The sequence below is a fragment of the Ruminiclostridium josui JCM 17888 genome (genome assembly GCF_000526495.1).
Classification (GTDB): Bacteria; Bacillota; Clostridia; order Acetivibrionales; family DSM-1351; genus Ruminiclostridium; species Ruminiclostridium josui.
In genome coordinates, this window is sequence record NZ_JAGE01000001.1 from 3,027,152 (window position 1) to 3,051,340 (window position 24,189).

A 24,189-nucleotide genomic window follows, 5' to 3' on the forward strand; every position below is an offset into this window, starting at 1 on the left:
AGTATCTGACAAATTGTTAGGTACTTTTTTTATTACAATGATATGGAGTTTTATTTAAGAATACGTTACATAATTGACATATATAGTAAACTGATGCAATAATGGTAAAAAAGGTAATTAATTACAATTCTATCATAGCTGAAAGGTTACTATATATGTTACATAAAATCACAGAAAAAACAGCAATATTATATTGTTTGGTGTATCTATTAATCACATCAGTTTGGAACCTTGTTTATTTAGTACAAAATAAAGCTTCAGTATATGTTTTTCCTCGGGAGCTTTTTTGTATAAGTGTGTTTTTGGTTATAAACAGATTAAAAGTAAGCAAAAGAATATTCGTAATATTATTGTTTATTATGGCTTTCTGCCTTAAAGGCTTTGTTGCGGTTCGTTATAATGCAATTCCAAAATCGGATTTTAAATTAATTTATAATGCAGCAATAAAATTTGCACAAGGTGATTTTTCATTTTCAAATACAAAATATTTCAGTCTGTGGTCATATCAAACGGGAATTGTTTTATATTATGGGTTTCTCCTTAAACTTGGATGTAATGTCATAGGTCTTAAAATTTACAACTGTTTGTTTCTAGCTGGAGTTAATGTTCTTATTTATTTGATTTCGGACAAGCTTGTTGGTGATAAGTATGCCAGATTCATTTCAGTAATTTACCTTTTTTATCCTGCAACCTTTTTCTTATGTTCTGTTTTAACAAACCAACATATTTCTAATTTTTTCATATTATTGGGAATTTACTTGTATGTTTTCAGAAAAATCAGCACAGTAGGAAATACTGTATTGGCAGCTATAATGATTGCTGTTGGAAATGCATTACGTCCACAGGGAATTGTAGTAGTCGCCGGATTTGTTATTTGGGCGATAATAGAATTATTACACCATAATGCCGATAAAAAAATTAAGGTAAAAACAACTGTAAGCATTATAGGCTTTGTTACTGTTTATATACTTTTAGGAAAAGGTATGTCCATGGTAACACAGATTTCTGGAGTAAATCAGAACGGATTGGATAACAACTTTCCATTATATAAAATAGTGGTGGGATTAAACAATGAGACTTCAGGATATTATTCCAATAAGGATGCTATAAAACTGGTTGGAATAAAAGATAGTAAAGTCAGAAATCAAGTGGCATTAAGAATTATAAAAGAAAGGTTGGCAGACCGAGGTAAAATAAAGGACTTAATGATTAGTAAGCATAAAAAAATGTGGGTTAAAATGGATGATACAATCGATTGGGGTTTTAAGTACATAAATCAAAGCAGAATAACACTTTTGGGAAAACATATTGTATATGAGAACTTTAAAATAAGAATTTTAAAACTGGAAAAGGTATTTTATTGTTTTATATTATTTATGGCTTTAATAGGAGTTTGGATAGGAATCAAAAAAAGAGAGTATGCAAAAGGGTTTATTCCAATTTTATTAATTACCCTTGCCAATTTCGGAGTATATACCATTATAGAAATTCAGTCCAGGTACCGAGACTTTCAAATGATTTTTATATTCATACTGGCATCATCAGGAGTTCGGTATCTGTCAATTCTTATAAAAAGAAGTTTGGAATTATGGCACAATAGAATATACTTGACAACGGTGGATAAAACTATAAAATAAGTATAGCAAAAAATATATATTTTGGAAGGAATACTGAATATGAGCAAAAATCCTATTGTTACATTTGAAATGGAAAACGGGAATATTATGAAGGCTGAACTGTATCCTGAAATAGCTCCCAATACTGTTAATAACTTTATTTCCCTTATAAATAAAGGTTTTTATAATGGAGTAATATTTCACAGAGTAATACCTGGCTTTATGATACAGGGAGGAGACCCAGAAGGAACAGGAATGGGAGGCCCTGATTATAGCATTAAGGGGGAATTCTCATCAAATGGATTTAAAAATGACTTAAAGCATGAAAAAGGAGTTCTTTCTATGGCAAGAACAATGGCACCTGATTCTGCTGGATCACAGTTCTTTATAATGGTTGAAAAAGCTCCTCACCTTGACGGCCAATATGCTGCATTTGGTAAGGTAATAGAGGGAATTGAAGAAGCTGATAGAATAGTTAGTGTAAAGACTGACTACAATGACAAGCCAAAAGAACCACAGGTAATGAAGAAGGTTACTGTTGAAACTTTTGGTGTAGAGTACCCAGAACCTGAAAAGGTATAAATTATTCAAAAAAGAAAGCACTTTGTATCAAGTCTTTACTGACTGATTCAAAGTGCTTTTTGCTTTTATATTAAGAGTTACTGATTCTATTTATAATTGTTCTTGCTGCAAGAACACCGCTGGCACTGGCTTGTGAAAGTCCTCTTGTTACTCCGGCACCATCACCTATGGCAAACATATTTGGAAGCTTGGTTTCAAGTTCATTAGTAAGCTGAAGTCTTGAACTGTAGAATTTAACCTCTACACCATAAAGTAGTGTATCATAATTTGCTGTACCCGGAGCAATCTTATCAAGAGCATAAATCATTTCAATGATATTGTCCAGATGTCTCTTGGTTAATACAAGGCTTAAATCTCCAGGTGTTGCATTTAATGTGGGGTGAGTGAAGCTCTGACCCAGTCTGTGAGGGTTAGTTCTTGCACCCTTGATTAAATCTCCAAATCTTTGTACCAGTACTCCTCCGCCAAGCATATTTGAAAGAGAGGCAATTCTCTTACCGTATTGGTAAGGCTCATTAAAGGGTGATGTAAACCTGTTGCTAACCAGAAGTGCAAAGTTTGTGTTTTCACTTCTTAGCTTTGGATCAGTATAGCTGTGTCCGTTAACTGTTACAATTCCGTCAACGTTCTCTGATACAACATGTCCGTATGGATTCATACAGAATGTACGCACAAGGTCACCGTATTGCTTTGTTCTGTAAACAAGCTTGGATTCGTATACAACATCCGTAATGTGTTCAAATACCTTGGCAGGCAGCTCAACTCTTACTCCTATATCAACCTGATTATTAATAAGGTCAAGTTTTAACTTCTTACATTGCTGTGAAAACCACTCAGCGCCTGATCTACCGGGAGCTACAATAAGATACTTGCAGTTAATGGTTTGCCCTTCATGCAACTCTACTGCATAACCACCGTCTTTACGTGGTTCAATATTCAGAACCTGTGTATTGCACATAAGTTCAAGGCGTTCCATTAGATAATTATATAGTCTTTTAAGTATTTCAAGGTTGTTTTCTGTACCAAGATGTTTTACTGATGCCTGTAAAAGGTGAAGGTCATTTTCCAATGCTTTCTTTTCAATAGCCTTCGCTTCATCAGTATATGTGGAGAACATTTCTTTTGTAGCACCAAATTCTACATTAACATTGTCAACATAATTTATAAGCTTCATAACTTCGTCATCAGGTAGATAATCATTCAACCAGCCGCCGAAAGCAGTTGTAAAGTTGAATTTACCATCGGAATATGCTCCAGCACCACCGAAACCACGCATTATATCACATGTTTTACAGCGGATACAGTCCTTTGTCTTATTAGCAACAATCGGGCAGGTTCTTTTATTAATATCATGTCCCTGTTCAATCATTACTACCTTGAGTTGGGGATTTTGTTTAGTTAGTTCATATCCGGCAAAGATACCAGAGATACCGCAACCGATTATTGCAACGTCGTACATTGAATTGTTCATGTAAACCCTCCATATACAAAATGTCTAATTCTTTATTTTACATAAAAATATCTGGTAGCTGGTAGATTGTCTACCCAAATTATACATTATATATTATAAAAATAGAATAGTAAATGGAAAATAATTAATTATGTAACTTTCATTTATTATTTGAATAACTATTTTAAAAGTGATATACTTTACACAAAATAAAAAAGACAGTTCGTGACCATCCTGTCTAAAAACAAAACTATGGCGACGCTGCCTGCATATATGCAGGGCAGTATTTTGTTTTGTATAAAGGATTTTATAGGAACCTCGTCACGACAATGGAGGTTAAAATGAAAAGAAATATTAGAAAATTAACAGTGGCAGCAATGATAGCAGCAGTGTATTTAGTTCTTACAATGATTTTTTATGTTACCAGTTTTCAGCCCTTGCAAAGTAGACTTGCTGAAGCACTTACGGTACTTCCGTATTTCACGCCGGTAGCTATACCAGGACTTTTTGTAGGTTGCGTTTTGGCAAATATACTGGGTGGAAACGGAATATGGGACGTGGTTATAGGAAGTCTTTCGTCTTTGCTTGCTGCTTTCCTTACCTATAAGTTGACCTATAAAAAACCAAAACGCAAATGGTTGGCACCACTTCCCCCAGTACTGATAAATGCTGTAGCAGTTGGTAGTATGCTTAGTGTACTTTCTGATGTGCCACTTTTTGCCACAATGTTATCTGTAGGTCTGGGACAGCTATTGGCTTGCTATGTCTTTGGATTCCCATTAATGTTACTTTTTGAGAGAACAAAAAAAATAAACGAACTTTTTAAAGATATTTCTTAAAAACGTTCATATTTATCTTGATTTTTTCTTTTGTCTAATATAAAATAATTTTGTCGAAATACTATTAGTTTTGATTAATAAAAAAATTTTAATACAGATATTTTCCAAATAATTGATTTTTTGGTTTTTTAACTATAAAATTAAATTAGGAAAAGTATCCCGTATATTTTCGGTAATATGGTCCGACTGTTTCTACGAAGCCGCCGTAAATGGCTTTGCTACGGGTGTTCATCTTAGACATCGCACTTTGTCATAAGATTTTGAACTCCCAATCTTTGATTGGGAGTTTTTTAGGTTTATGGCATAAGTTCGTAACGTTTAAATACTTATGGTATTTTCTCTTGCGGCTGCAGGAATTGATATCATTTTGTAAAGGTATGGATATTACTGCGATTAATGACATTTTTATTACCGGAGGATAAGATGGAACTCTTAAAGCAAAGGATACTAAAAGACGGAAGAGTAATCGGGGACGACATATTAAAAGTTGATTCATTTCTGAATCACCAAATGGATGTAGCTCTTTTCAATGAGATGGGCAAGGAATTTCATAAACTGTTTGCCCATAAAAATATCACTAAAATTCTTACAATAGAAGCATCGGGTATTGGGATTGCATGTATTGCAGCACAATATTTTAATGTACCTGTAATATTTGCAAAGAAAACAGAATCCAGAAATCTGGACAGCGATGCTTATCTTAGTGAGGTTTTTTCATTTACGAAGGGAAAAACCTATACAATTCGGGTTTCAAAAAACTATATAAATTCAGAAGATAACATTTTAATAATCGATGACTTTCTGGCGAATGGAAAAGCTGCTTTAGGACTTGCCCATATAGTAGAGCAATCTGGAGCTAAGCTTGCGGGAATAGGAATAGCTATCGAAAAAGGTTTTCAGGTCGGTGGAAAGCTGTTAAGAGAAAAAGGCTTTGATGTTAAGTCTCTTGCTATTATCAGCAGTATGGAAAAGGGAAAACTGATTTTTGCAGATTAGTTATTTAATGTTTCTATTTATTGAAACATTTAAAATATATTATTTTTATTTAAAAAATAGGGGGACAACAAAATGAAAAGATTAACAGCGTTAATGTTAACAATTGTATTTGTTTGTATGGCAGTATTATCCGGTTGTGGATTAAGTGCAACAGACAACAGTGAAAATTCATCATCTGCCTCTACAGCATCAGGTTCATCTGCATCAGATGGTGACGGTTTAAAAGTAGGTTTCATCTTTATCGGTTCAGTAGGAGATGTAGGATATACCTATGCACATGATCAGGGACGTTTATATCTGGAAAAGACACTTAAAGACAAAGGTGTAACTACAGTAAAAGTTGAAAATGTTCCTGAAACAGCTGAAGTTGAAAAATCAATTAACAACCTTATAGACCAAGGCTGTAAGGCTATATTCGCTACAAGTTATGGTTACATGGAGTTTGTTGAAAAAGCAGCAAAAGAACATCCGGATGTTAAGTTCTTCCACTGCTCGGGATATAAATCAAATACTACAAATTTCGTAAACTATTTCGGTCAGATTGAAGAAGGAAGATATCTTTCAGGTATTGTAGCAGGATTGAAGACAAAAACAAACAAAATCGGATATGTCGCAGCAATGCAGATTCCAGAGGTTATCAGAGGAATAGACTTCTTTACACTTGGTGTTCGTTCTGTAAACCCAGATGCAGTTGTAAGTGTAAAATGGACAAACACTTGGTACGATCCTCAGGTTGAAAAAGATGCAGCTACAGCACTTCTTAACGAAGGAAATGACGTTATAGCTCAGCACCAAGATTCAACAGCTGCACAAATAGCGGCTCAGGAAAAGAATGCATTTGCAATAGGATACAATTCAGACAGCAGTAAGGCAGCTCCAAAGGCGTACCTGACAGCTCCTATATGGAACTGGGGAGTTTACTATGTTGATCAGGTTCAGAAGATTCTGGACGGAACATGGAAAGCAGAGAATTATCTTGGAGGAATGAAAGACGGAGTTGTTGATATAGGACCAATATCAGACTTAGTTGAAGCAGATATAAAGGCTAAAGTTGAAGACGCAAAGAAAAAGATTCTTGATGGTTCATTAAATATTTTTGCAGGTCCTATCAAGGATCAAACAGGTACAGTAAAGATTCCTGAAGGAAAAGTTATGACAGTTGAAGAACAGCAGTCCTGCAAATGGTTTGTTGAAGGCGTAAACGGAAAAATAGACAATTAATCAGGGGTTTTTGATACATTGAAGCAATGACAATTTAGCAGTAGTTGATAGAACCGATTTAGTCGGTAATCGGCTACTGCTAAAATTTTACCAGGTAAATAATTATTATGAAAAGGTGATGCTGTGAAAAACGAAGTGTATATAAAAATTGACAAATTAACAAAAACCTTTGGGCCTGTTGTCGCCAACAATAATGTGTGCCTTGAGGTAAAGAAGGGTGAAATCCATGCATTACTGGGAGAAAACGGTTCCGGTAAGAGTACATTAATGAATATGCTTTCTGGTATATACACTCCGGATAGCGGAAGTATATACATAAAGGGAAAACAGGTTACATTCAAGACTCCTAAAGACTCTATGGCTATGGGTATAGGAATGATTCACCAGCACTTTAAACTTGTGGAGGTATTATCTGCAAAAGATAATATTATAGCCGGACAGAAGGATAGTTTCTTTATAGGAAACAAAAAGCTTTCCCAGAAAATTAAGAATATATCTGAAAAGTATGGACTGGTAGTTGACCTGAATAAGAAGGTTTATAATATGTCAGTAGGTGAAAAGCAGACTGTTGAGATATTAAAAGTAATTTACAGAGGTGCAGAAATACTAATTCTTGATGAACCTACTGCAGTTTTGACTCCACAGGAAACAGAAGGTCTTTTTAATATATTAAGAAAAATGAAGCAGTCGGGCTGTTCAGTAATAATAATTACTCACAAGCTTAATGAAGTAATGGAAATATCAGATAGAATTACTGTTTTGAGAAAAGGTGAAACAGTAGGTACTGTAAACAAGGAAGATACAAGTGCCGCTGAGCTTACAAACCTGATGGTAGGTAAAGCTGTTGATCTTTCAATTAATAGGGTTGAAAACAAAAATAATAAAACAATATTGAATATAAAAAATCTTACAGTAGTAGATGAAGAAAATGTTAAGGCTCTTGATTCTATTAGCTTCTCACTTTCAACAGGTGAGATACTGGGAGTTGCAGGTGTTGCAGGAAGCGGTCAAAAAGAGTTGTGTGAAGCTATAGCAGGTTTGTATCCTATTGCTTCCGGCTCTATAGAATACAAAGGTGAAAATATCGTAGGAAAAAATCCTCGTGACATAATCAAAATGGGAATAAGCATGAGCTTTATCCCAGAAGATAGACTTGGTATGGGACTGGTAGCTTCCATGGGAATGGTTGATAACCTTATTCTTAAAGAATACCAAAATCAGAAGGGCGTTTTTATTGAAAAGAAGACTGCAAGAAATTTGGCACAAAAACTAATAAAAAAGCTTGAAATAAGTACTCCGGGTATTAACCATCCCGTACGTCAGCTTTCAGGAGGTAACATACAAAAGGTGCTTCTGGGCCGTGAAATAGAGTCAAACCCCGATTTGCTCATAACTGCATATCCGGTTAGAGGATTGGATATCAACGCATCTTACACAATCTATGACCTTCTAAACGAGCAGAAGGAAAAGGGCGTTGGTATACTCTATATTGGAGAAGATTTGGATGTCCTTATAGAGCTTTGCGATAGAATCATGGTTATATGTAATGGAAGAATTACTGGTATTGCTGAAGCGTCTAAAATAACAAAGGAGCAGCTAGGTCTTATGATGGCAGGAGAACATATGGAAAAAGTAATGGGGGTGGGAATGTAATGTTCAGAATTATTAAAAGGACAGATCTTACAAAAAAACAATCGGTTATATTCAGAATCATTGCAATATTTGGAGCACTTGTCGCCACCAGTATTTTTATAATGCTGATAGGATTTAACCCCATAGATGTCTATGTATCAATGCTTGATGGTTCATTTGGCTCTATGTATAGATTCAGGGAAGCAATTATACAAGCTATCCCCTTGATTATTACCTCCCTTGGTATATCAGTAGCTTTCAGAATGAAGTTCTGGAATATCGGAGCAGAAGGTCAAATAATAATGGGAGCTTTCGCTGCCAGTTATTTTGCTTTGTATCATTCAAACATCCCTTCCGGCTTACTGCTTTTATTAATGTTTGTTTCAGCGGTAATTACAGGAGGCATTTGGGCGCTAATTCCTGCATACTTTAAGGCAAAGTTTGGTACTAATGAAACACTGTTTACTCTTATGATGAATTACATTGCACAAAAATTTCTTATGTACTTGCAATATGGTCCATGGAAGGACCCTAATGCACTTGGAGCCGGTAAAATCGCAATGTTTTCTGACAATGCAGCACTTCCTAAGGTTTTTGGTATTCATATAGGATGGATTGCAGCCATTGTATTGGTTATTTTAATGCATATCTTTATAAATAAAACAAAAAGAGGTTACGAAATACAAGTAATCGGTGAAAGTGAAAATACTGCCCGATATGCTGGAATGAATGTAAAAAAGATAATTCTGTCTTCTATATTGCTAAGTGGTGCTTTGTGCGGTATGGTGGGTATGTTTCAGGTATCGGGAGTAAATCATACTCTGAGTTACCAGGTTGCAAACGGGGTCGGATTTACAGCAATTATTACAACCTGGCTTGCGGGCTTGAGTGCTCCTATTATTGTTGTTGCATGTTTCCTTTTCGCTGTGCTGCAGCAGGGCGGAACATATATTCAAACTGCTTTTAACATACATTCATCGGTTGCGCAAATACTGCAGGGAATGATTCTTTTCTTTGTTCTGGGAAGTGAATTTTTCATTCAATACAAGCTTGTACGCAACAAAAGTGCAGAGCATAAAATCGGAAAGGAGGCGGCATAAATGAGCTTAGTTAACTTGATTACATTTGTTTTAGCCGGTGCCGTAACAGCAGGAACTCCTTTACTATTTGCAACATTAGGAGAAATAATAACAGAAAAGGTTGGACAGTTAAACCTTGGTGTTGAGGGAATGATGCTTATTGGTGCTGTAATCGGTTTTGGGGCTGCCTTATCTACTGGTAATCCGATAATTGGAATGCTTGCAGGAATGCTTGCAGGAGCCGGAGGTGCTTTAATTTTCGCGTTTTTAACAATTACGTTAAGAGCAAACCAAATTGTATCAGGTCTTTCTCTTACAATTTTTGGTACAGGCTTTTCAAGCTTTTTAGGACAAAAGATGATTGGCCAGGCTTTATCTGATTCCATAAGAAACAGTTTTAAACCTATTAAAATACCTTTACTTGGAGACATTCCAATTATAGGAAATGCTTTTTTTCATCAGAACGTCCTTGTTTATGCTGGATATGTAACAGCAGTATTAATTGGATTGTACATGTATAAAACCAGAATCGGCCTGAGTATGAGAACGGTAGGAGAAAATCCCGGTGCTGCCGACACAGCGGGAATAAACGTTACTATGTATAAGTATCTTCATATACTATTGGGAGGTGCTTTAAGCGGTATAGCCGGTGCGTATATGTCAATGGTTACAGTACCGTCATGGCAGGAGGGTGTAACTGGAGGAAGAGGCTGGATAGCAGTGGCTCTTGTTATATTTGTAACATGGAATCCATATAAAGCCATGCTAGGTTCATATTTCTTCGGCGGATTGGGTATTTTAGGTTTATATCTTCAAAGTTATATCCCCATTCCACAGAGCATTTTCGACATGCTTCCGTATCTGGTAACAATAATAGTTCTTATTATGATTTCTATAAAAAAATCAAAGGAGAACCAACCACCAAAAGCACTTGGGGAACCATACTTCAGAGAAGAACGATAGAATAGTATAAAAGCCGTAAAGCTACGAAAAATTAAAGTTTTACGGCTTTTATTGTCTAAAGTCAGTGCTTCAATGCTTACATAGTATAAATTCTGTGCTAAAATATGTTTGATGTAATATTATTTGTAACAGGAGGTTCATCCAGCATGAACAAGATTTTGAGGCTGGGCAGTTTATTTTTCTCCATTGCGCTGTTGGCTTTTGGAATCATACGCATTATGTCAGGCCGGGAAAATTCAGGGGTATATTACATTATAGCCGCGGTAGGATTCTATATAATATATTTTTCATATAAAAGGTCCAAAGGAAAAGACTGATTATTTTTCAATATGATTGAAAATACCTTGTTATCGGCGATATTTTAAGATAAAATCTTTAGGTATGAAATATTGGAAAAAAATATAATAAATTCGTAAGGATGTGTTTTAGATGGAACAGATAGAACAAAAGAAAAGGATTTTCAGTGGTGTTCAGCCATCAGGAAACCTTACCATAGGAAATTATCTGGGTGCTATAAAGAATTGGATTCCTTTGCAGGATGAGTATGAATGTTTGTATTGTGTAGTAGATCTTCATACACTTACAGTTCGTCAGAAACCTGCCGAATTAAGACAGAGAAGTTTAAATCTTCTGGCACTTTATATGGCCTGTGGTCTTGACCCTAAAAAAAGCATATTGTACCTACAGTCACATGTCAGTGCACACGCAGAATTGGCTTGGATTCTCAATTGTTTCACATATATGGGTGAGTTGAACAGAATGACCCAGTTTAAGGACAAGTCACAACGACATGGTGATAACATAAATGCGGGCTTGTTCACATATCCTGTACTTATGGCAGCAGATATACTTCTTTATCAGGCAGACCTCGTTCCAATCGGACAGGATCAGAAACAACATCTTGAGATTACCAGAGACGTAGCAGATAGGTTTAATAACATATATGGAGATACTTTTACAATTCCAGAAGCCTTTATACCTAAAATAGGTGCAAAAATAATGAGCCTTCAGGAACCTGAAAAGAAAATGTCCAAGTCAGACGAAAATGAGAATGCATTTGTTTTGATTCTTGATTCACAAGATGCCATAATGCGTAAGTTTAAAAGGGCTGTTACCGATTCAGAGCGTGAAGTACGTTATGACGAGAAAAACAAGCCTGGTGTCAGCAATTTAATTAGCATATACTCCAGTGTTACCGGAAAGAGTATCAGTGACATTGAAAAGGAATTTGAAGGAAGATCCTACGGTGATTTAAAAGAAACAGTAGGACAATCGGTGGTTGAAATGTTGGTACCAATCCAACAGAAATTTAATGAATTTTCGGCTGATAAGGAGCAGCTGAACTTAATTCTAAAGGAAAACGCAGAAAAAGCTGCTTATATGGCAAGAAAAACCCTTTCAAAAGTTCAAAGAAAAGTTGGTCTTTTACCTAGAGGTTAAAATAGTATATGGGATTCATTTCTTGCGGTGTATGAAATGATTCCCTGTTTTTTTATAATACAATTCTACCGCATTAAGTTTAATGGAGGCTTACATGAGTTTAATAGAACTTGTTTTGCTGGCAATAGGTTTATCTATGGATGCGTCAGCTGTATCAATATCAAATTCACTTTGTATCAAAAAAATAAAAGTAAAACATATACTGCAGATGGCAATAACGTTTGCTGTATTTCAAGGAATAATGCCTTTAATTGGTTACTATGCAGCAAATTCCTTTGAAACCGTCATAGAAAGATTTGACCATTGGATAGCTTTCATTTTGCTTGTCATTATCGGTGGAAAAATGCTTCATGAATCAATAACTGCTGATGAGGAACAGGATTGCTCGTTGTTTGCATTAACCTTTAAATTGCTTATAATACAAGCAATTGCAACCAGCATAGATGCATTGGCAGTGGGAGTAAGCCTGTCTGCTCTAAATGTAAATATTCTATATTCAATAACAATTATAAGCATTATAACTTTCATGTGCTGTACGGCTGCAATATTGTTGGCTAAAAGGTTTGGCAATTTACTTGGAAAGCGTGCAGGAATAGTCGGCGGATTAATATTAGTGGGAATAGGTATCAAGATATTTGTACAGCATATGTTCTTCGGGGGTTAGATATATTTACCAAACGTACGTTTGTTTTTCCTTTGATATGTGGTATAATATTTTTTATACTATGTACAGAAGGAGAAATGCTGCCGGTAATAAAGCTGTTTTGCTGATTTACCGGCTGGTAATCGCAGAAAGGTTTTATTATTATGAATAAATTTGAGGTTATTTCACAGTATAAGCCCATGGGGGACCAACCTGAAGCTATAGCAAAGATCAGCAAAGGTATACTTGAAGGCCAAAAACATCAGACACTTTTGGGAGTAACAGGCTCAGGAAAGACATATACCATGGCTAAAGTTATAGAGCAGGTGCAAAAGCCTACTCTGGTAATAGCACATAATAAAACACTTGCAGCCCAGCTTTGCAGTGAATTTAAAGAGTTTTTTCCCAATAATGTTGTTGAATACTTTGTAAGCTATTATGATTACTATCAACCTGAAGCGTATATACCGTCTACGGATACGTATATAGAAAAAGATTCTTCCGTAAATGAAGAAATAGATAAATTAAGACACTCAGCCACAGCTGCACTGTTTGAGAGAAGGGATGTAATAATTGTTGCTAGTGTTTCCTGTATTTATGGTCTGGGTGACCCGGAGGATTATACAGACTTGATGTTATCCCTTAGGGTAGGTATGCAAAAGGACAGAGACGAAGTAATCAGAAAGCTGGTAGATATACAGTACGAAAGAAATGAAATAGATTTCAGAAGAGGAAGATTCAGAGTAAGAGGAGATGTTCTGGAGATATTTCCTGCAAACAGCTCCGAAAAGGTTTTAAGAGTAGAATTTTTCGGTGATGAGATAGAAAGAATTACCGAAGTAGATTATTTGACAGGTGAGATACTTGGAAAAAGAGATCATATAGCAGTTTTCCCGGCTTCTCACTATGCTACAACCAGGCCTAAAATGGAACGTGCAATGGTTTCTATTGAAAAAGAGCTTGAGGAAAGACTGGAGCAGTTAAAGATGGAAGGTAAACTCCTTGAAGCTCAAAGACTGGAGCAGAGAACCAGATATGATCTTGAAATGATGTCCGAAATTGGATTTTGTCAGGGAATAGAGAATTATTCACGTCATATAAGCGGCCGTGAAGCCGGAAGTGCACCATATACATTGATGGATTATTTCCCGGATGATTATCTGCTTTTTATAGATGAATCTCATGTTACGGTTTCACAAGTAGGGGCCATGTATAACGGTGACCGTTCCAGAAAAGAATCTCTTGTAGAGTATGGCTTCAGATTGCCTTCAGCATTTGATAATAGACCCCTTAAATTCCATGAATTTGAAGAGAGAGTAAATCAAGTGGTATACGTAAGTGCCACCCCGGCGGTCTATGAAAGAGAACATTCTACTCAGATAGTAGAACAGATTATCAGACCTACTGGTTTGATTGATCCTGAGATTATAGTAAGACCAGTAAAAGGGCAGATAGATGATTTAATTGGCGAAATTAATATGAGAGCCGAGAAGAATCAAAGAGTCCTTGTTACAACTCTTACTAAAAAAATGGCAGAAGATTTGACGGACTATATGAAAGAACTGGATATAAAGGTTAAGTACCTTCATTCCGACGTTGCTACTTTTGAGAGAATGGAGATAATTAGGGATTTAAGGTTGGGAGTTTTTGATGTTCTCATTGGTATAAACCTGTTAAGAGAAGGACTAGATATTCCGGAGGTATCGCTGGTTGCCATATTGGATGCGGATAAGGAAGGGTTTCTGAGGTCTGAAACTTCATTGATACAGACTATAGGAAGGGCTGCCAGAAATTCTGAAGGAAAGGTTATAATGTATGCTGACAGCATTACTGGTTCAATGCAGAGGGCTATAAGTGAGACTAATAGAAGACGACAGATTCAGATGGATTACAATAAGAAGCATGGAATTGTTCCGACTACTATTCAGAAATCGGTAAGAGATGTTATTGAAGCCACAAAGGTTGCTGAAGAAGAGGATAAGTATTATGCTGGAAAGAAAGAACCTCAAATGTCTGAAAAGGAACTTGAAAAACTTATAGCTAAACTCCAGAAAGAAATGAAGCAGGCAGCCGCTGATTTGCAATTTGAGCGTGCTGCAGAATTAAGAGATAAGATAGAATCACTCAGGGGGAAGTAATGAAGCTACTAAGGCAGTTTTTAATTGTACTAATTATTTGCTTTATTGGGGAAGTCTTGAACAAAGTAGTGCATGTTCCGCTCCCGGGCAGTATCATAGGAATGATATTGCTTTTTATTTGTCTGATAACCGGAGTTATCAAATTGGAAAAAATAGATGAGATAAGTAAGTTTTTAATAGACCATCTTGCATTCTTTTTTATTCCGGCAGGGGTTGGTTTACTTGGTTATGTGGGAGTTTTAAAGAAAAGTATACTTCCTATATTGGTTATATGTTTTATAACAACATTTGTAGTTATGATTGTAACCGGGTGGACCATACAGTTGATTAAGGGGAGGAAGGGTAAATGAATGAGATTATAAGGTCACCTTTATTCGCACTGCTTATATCAATATTGGCTTATGAAATAGGTATTTTTATAAATAAAAAAACAAAGATAGCATTGTTCAATCCATTAATGATTGCAATTGATTTGGTTATTGGGATTTTGCTGGCATTACACATTCCCTTGGAGGATTATAAAAAGGGAGGGGATTTTATCTCTCTTTTTCTGACACCTGCAACAGTAATACTGGCCGTTCCTTTATATAAAAATATAAATTCCTTAAAAAAAGATTATGTTGCTATACTGGGAGGTGTAATTGTTGGATCAGTTACCGCGATTATTAGTGTGTGGGCTATGGCAAAGGCTTTTGGACTTTCAAAAGAACTTATTGCATCTCTAATACCAAAGTCTATAACCACTCCCCTTGGAATTGAATTATCAACCCAAATAAATGGAATACCTTCTGTAACAGTAGCTGCTATTATAATAACCGGTATATTTGGTGCTGTGTTTGCGGAATGGGTATTGAAAGCTTGTAAAATAATGGATAAGACAGCAAAAGGTATAGCTATTGGAACTTCATCTCATGCATTGGGAACAACAAAGGCTGTTGATATAGGTGAAACAGAAGGGGCTATGAGTGGGTTAGCTATAGGACTTGCCGGACTTGTAACAGTTATAGTTGCAACTATATTGTTTAAATTTGGATTCTTTTAATACAAGACAAGTTTCATACTGTTTGAATTATTTTCGTAAAGTAAAATAAGATAGAAAATGTTTTTAAGGAAGTGAAAATATGAAAAACATTTATGTTGTATTATCTTCAACCCCTACTATGATGGGGAAATTTATAAGGGTATTTACCAGAAGCTTCTATAATCATTCTTCTATAAGTCTTACGGAGAATCTGAACGAGATGTATTCCTTTGCTCGCTATAGGGCTTCTAATCCTCTGGTTGGGGGATTTGTAAAAGAATTTCCGGAAAGGTTTACTCTCGGAAAGCAGAATGATGTTTGTATAAAGGTTTTCAAAATTCCTGTAACGGAAGAACAGTATGAAGCAATTAAATTATTTATATATAAAATAAAAAATGATAGGGAAGAGAATATCTACAATTCTTTAGCTGCAATAGGTGTTTTATTGGGGTGCAAATTCGACACATACAAGGCATATACGTGTTCTGATTTCGTAGTAAGAACTCTTGTAGAAGGTAATGTTTTATGGGATACATGTACTTTTAAAAATATCATTCCTGACGAGATTCATACTCTTCTTGAAAGATATACTTCCTATAGTGGTTGTTTAAAAGCCTATAAGCCTATTGAAGGTGTAAATTTTGATACTGAGGATTTTTTTGAAAAATCCGGAGTTATAAATGAGGTAGCATATACCTTAAATCATTTCTACAGGCTTATTAAACGTAATATCTTATATAGTTTTTATATCACTTCAAAACTTTCACAGATAAATAAAATTTTTACATTTTAGATTTTCCATTCAACTTTTCAATCTTCATTGAATTTGATTACATTTATGATATACTAGTATTCAAATGAAATTTTTAGGAGGTTGCTTATATAATGGAATACCTTTCAAAACTTAACTTTTGGTTGGATAATGAATATTTCGATCAAGATACAAAAAAAGAACTTTTATCTATAAAAAACGATGCCAAGGAAGTTGAAGACAGATTCTATAAAAGCCTTGAGTTTGGCACAGGAGGGCTCAGGGGTATTATCGGAGCCGGAACCAACAGAATAAATATCTATACTGTCAGAGTTGCTTCACAGGGCTTGGCAAATTATATAAACCACCTGGGAAAACAGGATAAAGGCATTGTAATAGCATATGACTCACGCTTTATGTCACCGGAGTTTTCATTGGAAGCTGCAAAGGTATTTTGTGCCAATGGTATTAAAGCTTATTTGTTTGATGAATTGAGACCTACACCTCAATTGTCATTTGCAGTAAGATATTTGAAAGCTGCTGCGGGAGTAGTTGTAACTGCAAGTCATAACCCAAAGGAGTACAATGGTTACAAGGTGTACGGAGAAGACGGCGGACAGCTTTCTATCGACGGCTCAAATGCGGTTATATCTGAAATAAATAAGATTGAAGACATTACAAAAGTTAACATTATTTCAAAGGAAGAAGCTATAAGTAAAGGCCTCCTTCAAATTATAGGCAGTGAAGTTGATGATGCATATATTGAGATGCTAAAGAAGCTGAGAATAAATAAGGACGCTGCTGCCAAGGTAGCAGATACTTTTAAAATCGTATACACCCCACTGCACGGAGCGGGTAATAAGCCTGTAAGAAGAATACTTGCAGAAAGTGGCTTTAAACACGTACTAGTTGTCAAGGAACAGGAGCTTCCAGATTCACAGTTCTCAACTGTAAAATCCCCAAACCCTGAAGAAAGATCAGCCTTCGAGTTTGCAATCAAGCTTGCGTCAGAAAATGATGTTGATTTAATTATTGGAACTGACCCGGACAGCGACAGAGTAGGTGTAGTTGTTAGAAAAAATGATGGGGAATATGCAGTTCTCACTGGTAACCAGACAGGGTGTTTGCTGTTGGAATATATACTCACTGCAATGAAAGAAGAAGGAAAGCTTCCTGCTAACGGTTTTGTTGTAAAAACAATAGTTACAACGGAACTTGCAAGGGTTATAGCCAATTATTATAATATTGAGTTGGTTGAGGTTTTGACAGGCTTCAAATTTATAGGAGAACAGATAAAGCTTAGAGACGAAAACGGAAACCAGAAATATTTGTTTGGTTTTGAAGAAAGTTACGGTTATCTTGCAGGAACAGATGTTAGAGACAAGGATGCTGTAGTTGCATCAATGCTTATAGCCGAGATGGCTGCTTACTACAAGGCAAAAGGTATTTCATTGTATGACGCACTCATAAATGTTTATGAAAAGTATGGTTATTTTGTTGAGGGTATAAGTTCCTTTACCCTTGAGGGCAAGGATGGAGTTATGAAAATAAAAGAAGCCTTGTCAACTATGAGAAATACCAGATATGAAGCATTTGGAGGTATCAAGGTTAAGGCTATAAGAGATTACAAGAAATCAGAAAGGTATGTTATTGCAAGCGGAGCTACCGAGAAAATAACTTTACCTGAGTCCGATGTTCTTTATTTTGAAATGGAAGACGGTTCATGGTTCTGTGTTAGACCATCTGGAACAGAGCCTAAAATAAAGATATATTACGGAGTGTCGGACAAGACTTTGAATTTATCTCAGGATAAGCTTGAAAGGTTTAAGGCTGGAGTTCTTGATGTCATAAAGCCACTTTTATAATTTAAGTTTAGCAAATAAAACCCTTAAAACAGGTTAGTTTCACCTGCTTTAAGGGTTTTTGACTAAGGAAGCTGGATAACTGCAATTTCCGGTACAGAAAAAAATCGTAAAGGAATCAGAACATTACCCAAGCCTCTGTTAATATAAACAACTATTCCGTTGATTTTATGAAGCCCTCTCCTGTATCCCATCCTGCAAAGCTGTTCTTTTCTAAGAATTTTGAACTCCAGATGAAAAGGCATCCAAATTTGTCCGCCGTGAAAATGACCGCATAAAAAGTAGTCAGCTTGGTCTTTAGATAATGTAAGTACTGTATCAGGGTTATGGGAAAATACAATATTAATGCGGTTATGAGTGGAGGAATCTATATTTGCAAATGCTTTAGCCAAATCGGGTTTTCCTCTTTTCAGATCATCAATACCAACAATATTGTAAGTAGTATTATTTTTTAAAATGCTTGTGGATGAGTTGTTCAGTACCAAAGCCCCAGTTTCTTCTAGTTGTACAATAAAGCCTTGTACGCCATCTTTTTTATTGAGGTGTGCTTTATGGTCATGATTCCCAAGTGTAAGGTATACTGGGAAAATATCAGCTATTGCTTTTATTAAATCAAGAGCTTTCGGAATATCATTCTCTGTCTCAATATAGTCTCCTGATATGAGAACCACATCAGGATTAATTTCTTTTAATGCGTTTACAATCCTCTTATTGCTAATATGAATATGATTTACATGTAAATCGGATAAATGTGCGATTTTAAGGCCTTTTGAACTTTTACTAAAATTGATATAATTCTTTTTTATCAGAATGGTTTCAAACAGCATATAAACCAGCAGAAGTATTACAATGCCTGTTATTATAAAGTAACTCATTAATTTCTCCTGTTTTTAATTCATTATTCTAAATAATGTTATAAATAAAGTATATTCTAAAATATTTTCTTTGTAAAATAAAACAAAATTTTGTTGATATTAATTGGGAAAAAAAGTATAATTGTTTTGGTAGATACTAAATTTTGTCACATCAAATAAGAACTGGGGTTAATTAATAGTCAAATCATAAAATACAACGTAATTCGGTAGTAGTGTAATTAAGCTTTAGATAATGTTTCTACAATTATTATACACAAATTGTTCCGGATTGTATTTTAATGTCCCGGAATACTAGAAATCAAAGCAGTGCTGGAGCTGTCATGCTACGGGGTATGTCTGGCTTAGCGCACGGTTTTAGGCTGAAGAGGAAACAATGAGAAAGATTAATATTTCAAACTGCCAGGCAGGAATGACATTAGGGAAGGCTGTATATTATGATGGTTCATCAATGTTATTTGATACAGGAACTGTATTAACACCAACCCACTTAGCAAAAATTGCCTCTCTTGGTATTACTGAATTGTATATTGAGGATAATTGCTCAAAGGATGTACAAGTAAAAGACGTAATAAAAGACGTCACTAGGCTGGAAGCCATTCGCTTTATGAAACAAACTATGGAAAAGTATAGTTTAGAAGGTATGCCACCATCCGGAAATATCATTTCAATTGTAGATAAAATCTTAAATGATATCCTTGATTCCGAAGAAATAATTGTTAATCTGATGGATATAAAAACCTTTGATGGGTATACTTTTTCTCACAGTGTAAATGTCTGTATTCTGTCCTTAATAATAGGGATAAATCTTAAGCTTAGTCAGGCTGAACTTCAGGAACTGGGAGTAGGTGCACTTTTACATGATATTGGTAAAGTTTTGATACCTACAGAAATACTGAATAAGAAGTCTTCGCTTTCCAATGAAGAATTTGAAGTTATAAAACGTCATTCAAAGTTAGGTTATGATATCCTAAAAAATATACCGGGTATTAGTGATAAGTCTGCATTGGTTGCATTGAATCACCATGAGAGATGCGACGGAAAAGGCTATCCAATGGCTTTGCATAAGGAGGAGATACATCTTTATTCAAAGATAGTAGCTGTGACAGATATATTTGATGCTTTGACATCGGACAGGATATACCGCAAGAAAATGGGAACGCTAAATGCTATAAATTATCTTGAGTCTATTAATAATTTGCTCCTTGATTCACAAGTTTTAAGCTGTTTCCTTAAGGTTATTCCGCCATATCCTATTGGCACTGAAGTTACTATGAGCAGCGGAGAAAAGGGAATTGTTATAGGAGTGAACAAGTCGCATATTCCCATTGTCAGATTGTTTGAAAACTCTGACGGAACTTCAAAATATCCCTATGAAGAAATAAATCTGGAAACCTGTAAGAATTATTCTATAGTATCATCATGTTAAAACAAGCAGAGAGACGTAAAATAAGTCATCTCTGCTTATTTATTATAACCATAACTGTTATTTTATTTTTTGAGGACTATAAACATGTATTTGTCCCAATCCACGAGGATAAAGCTTTTTCTCAGCAGCAGAAGATTTAACATCTGTAACAATTGATGCAGGAATATGGTCTGACAGCATCGGACCGCAGCTTACATCAAAACTAAAAGTTTTTAACTGTGAGTGACAGCAATCTCCGTTTTGAGCATCACCATCTATAATATATTCTCCGTCGCAATTAAATAGTATACCGCCTTGTTTTGTTGCAGCAGAATCCTTTCTCAAAGACATGCCGCAAGATATTACTATTTGAATATCTAATTCCTTTATTTTTTTCTCGCATAAATAATTAAAGAGTCTTTTTCTACTGTGGTCAAGACAGATTTCAACACCTATATTCAATCCTCCGCAGTTAAATGTTGAGTAGGTTAATGTCTGTACGGGATTATTAGTATCAGATATAGGTGGATAGTTAACCATTGTTTGCAGGTAATTTTCAACTATGCCTTTTGAAGCAGAAGGGTTATTTAAAATAAAGTCTTCTTTGGACTTGAATTGCTTTTGAATGGATATTGTATTTTGTCTGTAATAAATAAAACACCTGTTATAAACTATTTTATTGGCTAAACCGTCACTCATATTCAATATATCGCACAGCAAATCTGATAGTTCCTGGTCATAGCTGCTTTCTGATGATTGTTTTTTATCGATAATTTTCAGCAAGTGAGAGACTTTTGGAATATTTTTACTGCTTGTAGATTTTTTTAGTATGCTGTATACGCTTAAATAATCATCGCCAACTTTTGAAAGTGTTTTGTCTGTATCAGTTATACAGTCGGGGATATCGAAGGTTGTCAGAATAGAACCGAATAAGAAAAGCCAGTCACTGAAATCATATTGCTTTTCCAAAGTCTTAATAATATTAATAAGGCCGTCACTTATTTTTTTGTACATTTCATCGTTAGCTTTTTGTGAATTTAAATATGCACCCTTAATCCCTCTCCAGAAAAATTCAGGCAATGTAAATACTTTTAGTGTAGAAGGGTCTTTGCTGATATCGCCAATGCTGATTACCTGTGTTAGTACATCTGACACTATTTGTAAACGGGCATTTATATCATCATTATCATTCGCGAGGCCAAGATAAATTCCCCAATCGCTTATTCCCTCAACAGATTCCTTTAGCAGTGGGGTAGAACTTAACACATGGCCAATAAATTGTACCTTGGTGTAGACTCTTTCATTCATAGTATTTTTCTCCTGTTATGTATTTTTATTTGAAATAATACACTATACACCAAAATGTGTCAATTTTTATTTAAAATTACTTTTATGTGACATTATGGAATAAAAAAGAGAGTTTCACAATTGTGAAACTCTCTTTTGGTGCGGATGAAGGGACTTGAACCCCCACGGTCGCCCACTGGAACCTAAATCCAGCGCGTCTGCCAATTCCGCCACATCCGCACGAGCAGTTTTTATTATAAATACATTTGATAGTTTTGTCAACAAAATATTAAATAAAATTTTTTTATGGTCATATCAAATGACTAATTTAATATAATTTCGTGAAAATTACAATCCCCAGACTTTCATTTTTCGTAAAAAGTACAGAGATATGATTTGTGTACAGCCTATAAACAGTAAAAAATAGTTAAGGCTTTGGTCGTATTTTATAAACCATAATAAGCCTATTAATATAAGAAGACTTACAATTCTACCGATGTTAAGAACGATTTCCCTGTTAATAATATATTCAAGCCGCAAATCTTCCTGGTGCTGGAGACTAATTATATTAAAACTGGCAGAAGAAAAAGGAACCAGAAAGAAGGGCAGAAATGCTGATTCCATTATCATATACAACAATAGGGTTTCATAACTGATATTGACAACCAAACCCCATACTGCTATAAACATTAATATAGCACCTGCTAGCATTGATTTTATCCTCAATTTTGGTTTAATAAGCTTTTGTTCAACTACAAAAGCTACTGATGAAATAACAGAAGCAATCAGTGAAAAAGTTCCAACAGACCATTCGCTACCCGTAGTTTTAAAAACAAGGACAACTATAAGAAATCCTATTATGACATCTCTAAAGCCCCATATGAACAAGCCTTTTCTTAAAAAGCTCCAATCATAAGAGTTACTGCCAAATATCTTTTTAATATTCATTTTACTTCCGTAATATTCTGCTTTTAATAAAAAGGATATCAATATCAGTACTATAAATAACAGCAGTGAGATAGAAAATACTATTGTGTAACCCATTCCCATAATATTTTTATTTATTATATATGCGGAAGAAATAGGTGCAACAGCACCGCAGATACCTGCAATGGAGCCATTATATCCATTAAATGTATCTCTGTTTTCGGTGGACGTAAAATCAAAACTTAGAACATTAAAGGCAAGCCAGTAAAAACCTGCGGCTACTCCATATAATATACCGAATAGCAACACGAATTTTGAAATTTTGTCTTCAAATAAGAGGATAAGCCCAAAGAAAATAATATAAAAAAGTATTCCTAACCTAAGTGACCATATGCCGTTTTTTCTTTTTGACAGCCATCCTGCAAAAAGAAAAGCAGGGGGGTGGAATACATATTGCATAAGATTATACTCTGCTAAAACTATAAAGTTCTTTGATTCTTTCCATAATAGGATATTAAGAAAGACATTTGAAATGCCCATTGCAAGGGTGAAAAGTGCACTTACAGTTAATAGTAATTTTGCTTTTATTGACATCAATACCTCCGGTCAATGCTCAGATGATTTTACATAATACTTTTGCAGTCTTTATTTTTTACAAAAATATAAATTATATTAAAAAATAAAGGTTCTACAAATGGATAAAATCAATCCCCTGAGTCTGCTACTCCATCGGGTATATCTCAAATTCATTCCTGTCAAAATCAAGTATGTTTTCTTGTTTCATCTTAGATAATTCTCTTGATAAAGCACTTCTGTTTATACATAAAAAGTCTGCAAGTTCGTCACGTGAAAAAGGAATTCTAAATCTATTTTTTCCGGATTTTTGGATTTGCATTGAGAAATAGGCCATTAACTTTTCACGAATTGATCTCTGTGACAGAATATCTATTTTGTTATTAAGAAATATATTTTTCTGTGCAATAAGTGAAAGCATATTTGAAATAAGCATGGTGTGAAAGCTGCAGGCAGAAGAACAGGTTGTAATAATCCTGCTAAACTTTATATACATTACAGTACATCCCGTAGTAGTAAGGACTGTTACCGGACTTTTCGATACATTTGCACATGCAAAAGCTTCCCCGAACATGTCTGCAACACCGATTTCAGATACTATATTTCTGTTACCCATTATATCTTCTTTAACAATCTGGGCAGAACCAGATAGAATTATCCCTACAGAGGATACCTTGTCCCCTGCCAGCAGCAGGATATCATTTTTAGAATAAACTTGCTCATAGGCTCCAAGACAATTCAACATATGGAGAATACTTTTATCGCTTACGTTTTGAAAAATTGCCACTTGTTTTAATATTTCTATTGAATTATTCATAAATTTTTACTCCTTGTTGCAAATGCAACCGATTTCCTAAATCAAGTTTAGTATAATCATCTCGTAAAGTCA

At 35.1% G+C, this 24,189-nt stretch carries 22 protein-coding genes, 1 tRNA gene and 1 riboswitch; of the genes, 17 read left to right on the forward strand and 6 right to left on the reverse strand.

Annotated features, from left to right (window positions below):
• The first annotated feature begins 296 nt into the window (after positions 1 to 296).
• Together K412_RS0113625 and K412_RS0113630 are read left to right on the forward strand one after the other, a co-directional pair.
• A complete protein-coding gene (locus K412_RS0113625) occupies positions 297 to 1,637 on the forward strand; it encodes a PIG-U family protein (RefSeq protein WP_242835623.1) in 1,341 nt (446 codons plus the stop codon).
• Between the two features lie 39 nt (positions 1,638 to 1,676).
• On the forward strand, positions 1,677 to 2,198 hold the full coding sequence (locus K412_RS0113630; RefSeq protein WP_024833635.1) for a peptidylprolyl isomerase: 522 nt from the start codon (positions 1,677 to 1,679) through the stop codon (positions 2,196 to 2,198).
• Between the two features lie 70 nt (positions 2,199 to 2,268).
• On the opposite strand, the gene K412_RS0113635 is transcribed toward K412_RS0113630, so the two are convergent.
• Positions 2,269 to 3,669, reverse strand: coding sequence for an NAD(P)/FAD-dependent oxidoreductase (locus K412_RS0113635; RefSeq protein WP_024833636.1), 1,401 nt, complete (start codon positions 3,667 to 3,669; stop codon positions 2,269 to 2,271).
• Positions 3,670 to 3,989: 320 nt separating this feature from the next.
• Here K412_RS0113635 and K412_RS0113640 point away from each other — a divergent pair, with 320 nt between their 5' ends.
• From K412_RS0113640 to K412_RS0113705, 14 genes are all read left to right on the forward strand, one after another.
• Positions 3,990 to 4,487 (forward strand): QueT transporter family protein, encoded by a 498-nt coding sequence (locus tag K412_RS0113640; protein ID WP_034847554.1) that lies wholly within the window; start codon positions 3,990 to 3,992, stop codon positions 4,485 to 4,487.
• Positions 4,488 to 4,626: 139 nt separating this feature from the next.
• Positions 4,627 to 4,728: riboswitch (purine riboswitch) on the forward strand.
• 182 nt (positions 4,729 to 4,910) lie between these two features.
• Complete coding sequence (locus K412_RS0113645) at positions 4,911 to 5,483, forward strand: xanthine phosphoribosyltransferase (RefSeq protein ID WP_024833638.1); 573 nt, start codon at positions 4,911 to 4,913, stop codon at positions 5,481 to 5,483.
• A 72-nt stretch (positions 5,484 to 5,555) separates the two neighbouring features.
• Complete coding sequence (locus tag K412_RS0113650; protein WP_024833639.1) at positions 5,556 to 6,704, forward strand: BMP family ABC transporter substrate-binding protein; 1,149 nt, start codon at positions 5,556 to 5,558, stop codon at positions 6,702 to 6,704.
• A gap of 123 nt (positions 6,705 to 6,827) precedes the next feature.
• Entirely contained in the window at positions 6,828 to 8,357 is a 1,530-nt protein-coding gene (locus K412_RS0113655; RefSeq protein WP_024833640.1) for an ABC transporter ATP-binding protein, read from the forward strand.
• Positions 8,357 to 9,436: an ABC transporter permease gene (locus K412_RS0113660; protein WP_024833641.1), complete on the forward strand. Its 1,080-nt coding sequence runs from the start codon at positions 8,357 to 8,359 to the stop codon at positions 9,434 to 9,436. The genes K412_RS0113655 and K412_RS0113660 overlap by 1 nt, the downstream gene beginning before the upstream one ends.
• Positions 9,437 to 10,378, forward strand: coding sequence for an ABC transporter permease (locus tag K412_RS0113665; protein WP_024833642.1), 942 nt, complete (start codon positions 9,437 to 9,439; stop codon positions 10,376 to 10,378).
• 146 nt (positions 10,379 to 10,524) lie between these two features.
• Positions 10,525 to 10,695 carry a hypothetical protein gene (locus K412_RS22530; RefSeq protein WP_173585602.1) on the forward strand — a complete coding sequence of 57 codons (171 nt, stop codon included), beginning with the start codon at positions 10,525 to 10,527 and terminating at the stop codon, positions 10,693 to 10,695.
• 112 nt (positions 10,696 to 10,807) lie between these two features.
• The gene (trpS, locus tag K412_RS0113675) at positions 10,808 to 11,818 is read left to right on the forward strand and encodes a tryptophan--tRNA ligase (RefSeq protein WP_024833643.1); all 1,011 of its coding nucleotides are present in this window, start codon (positions 10,808 to 10,810) and stop codon (positions 11,816 to 11,818) included.
• A gap of 94 nt (positions 11,819 to 11,912) precedes the next feature.
• The gene (locus tag K412_RS0113680) at positions 11,913 to 12,482 is read left to right on the forward strand and encodes a manganese efflux pump MntP (protein ID WP_024833644.1); all 570 of its coding nucleotides are present in this window, start codon (positions 11,913 to 11,915) and stop codon (positions 12,480 to 12,482) included.
• Between the two features lie 143 nt (positions 12,483 to 12,625).
• A complete protein-coding gene (uvrB, locus tag K412_RS0113685) occupies positions 12,626 to 14,599 on the forward strand; it encodes an excinuclease ABC subunit UvrB (protein ID WP_024833645.1) in 1,974 nt (657 codons plus the stop codon).
• Complete coding sequence (locus K412_RS0113690) at positions 14,599 to 14,949, forward strand: CidA/LrgA family protein (RefSeq protein ID WP_024833646.1); 351 nt, start codon at positions 14,599 to 14,601, stop codon at positions 14,947 to 14,949. Before uvrB ends, K412_RS0113690 begins: the two co-directional genes overlap by 1 nt.
• Positions 14,946 to 15,641, forward strand: coding sequence for an LrgB family protein (locus K412_RS0113695; RefSeq protein ID WP_024833647.1), 696 nt, complete (start codon positions 14,946 to 14,948; stop codon positions 15,639 to 15,641). Before K412_RS0113690 ends, K412_RS0113695 begins: the two co-directional genes overlap by 4 nt.
• 79 nt (positions 15,642 to 15,720) lie before the next feature.
• On the forward strand, positions 15,721 to 16,413 hold the full coding sequence (locus K412_RS0113700; RefSeq protein ID WP_024833648.1) for a hypothetical protein: 693 nt from the start codon (positions 15,721 to 15,723) through the stop codon (positions 16,411 to 16,413).
• Between the two features lie 92 nt (positions 16,414 to 16,505).
• The gene (locus K412_RS0113705; RefSeq protein WP_024833649.1) at positions 16,506 to 18,236 is read left to right on the forward strand and encodes a phospho-sugar mutase; all 1,731 of its coding nucleotides are present in this window, start codon (positions 16,506 to 16,508) and stop codon (positions 18,234 to 18,236) included.
• A gap of 62 nt (positions 18,237 to 18,298) precedes the next feature.
• Here the strand turns inward: K412_RS0113705 and K412_RS0113710 are convergent, their stop codons facing one another.
• Positions 18,299 to 19,108, reverse strand: coding sequence for a metallophosphoesterase (locus tag K412_RS0113710; protein WP_024833650.1), 810 nt, complete (start codon positions 19,106 to 19,108; stop codon positions 18,299 to 18,301).
• Positions 19,109 to 19,481: 373 nt separating this feature from the next.
• Here K412_RS0113710 and K412_RS0113715 point away from each other — a divergent pair, with 373 nt between their 5' ends.
• A complete protein-coding gene (locus K412_RS0113715; RefSeq protein WP_024833651.1) occupies positions 19,482 to 20,534 on the forward strand; it encodes an HD-GYP domain-containing protein in 1,053 nt (350 codons plus the stop codon).
• Positions 20,535 to 20,591: 57 nt separating this feature from the next.
• Here K412_RS0113715 and K412_RS0113720 read toward each other — a convergent pair whose 3' ends face one another.
• The 4 genes from K412_RS0113720 to K412_RS0113735 form a co-directional block, all read right to left on the reverse strand.
• Entirely contained in the window at positions 20,592 to 21,821 is a 1,230-nt protein-coding gene (locus K412_RS0113720; protein WP_024833652.1) for a hypothetical protein, read from the reverse strand.
• Between the two features lie 136 nt (positions 21,822 to 21,957).
• Positions 21,958 to 22,040 (reverse strand) — tRNA-Leu (locus K412_RS0113725).
• Positions 22,041 to 22,148: 108 nt separating this feature from the next.
• Positions 22,149 to 23,321, reverse strand: coding sequence for an MFS transporter (locus K412_RS0113730; protein WP_024833653.1), 1,173 nt, complete (start codon positions 23,319 to 23,321; stop codon positions 22,149 to 22,151).
• A 127-nt stretch (positions 23,322 to 23,448) separates the two neighbouring features.
• The gene (locus tag K412_RS0113735; protein ID WP_024833654.1) at positions 23,449 to 24,117 is read right to left on the reverse strand and encodes a Crp/Fnr family transcriptional regulator; all 669 of its coding nucleotides are present in this window, start codon (positions 24,115 to 24,117) and stop codon (positions 23,449 to 23,451) included.
• Positions 24,118 to 24,189: the final 72 nt, after the last annotated feature.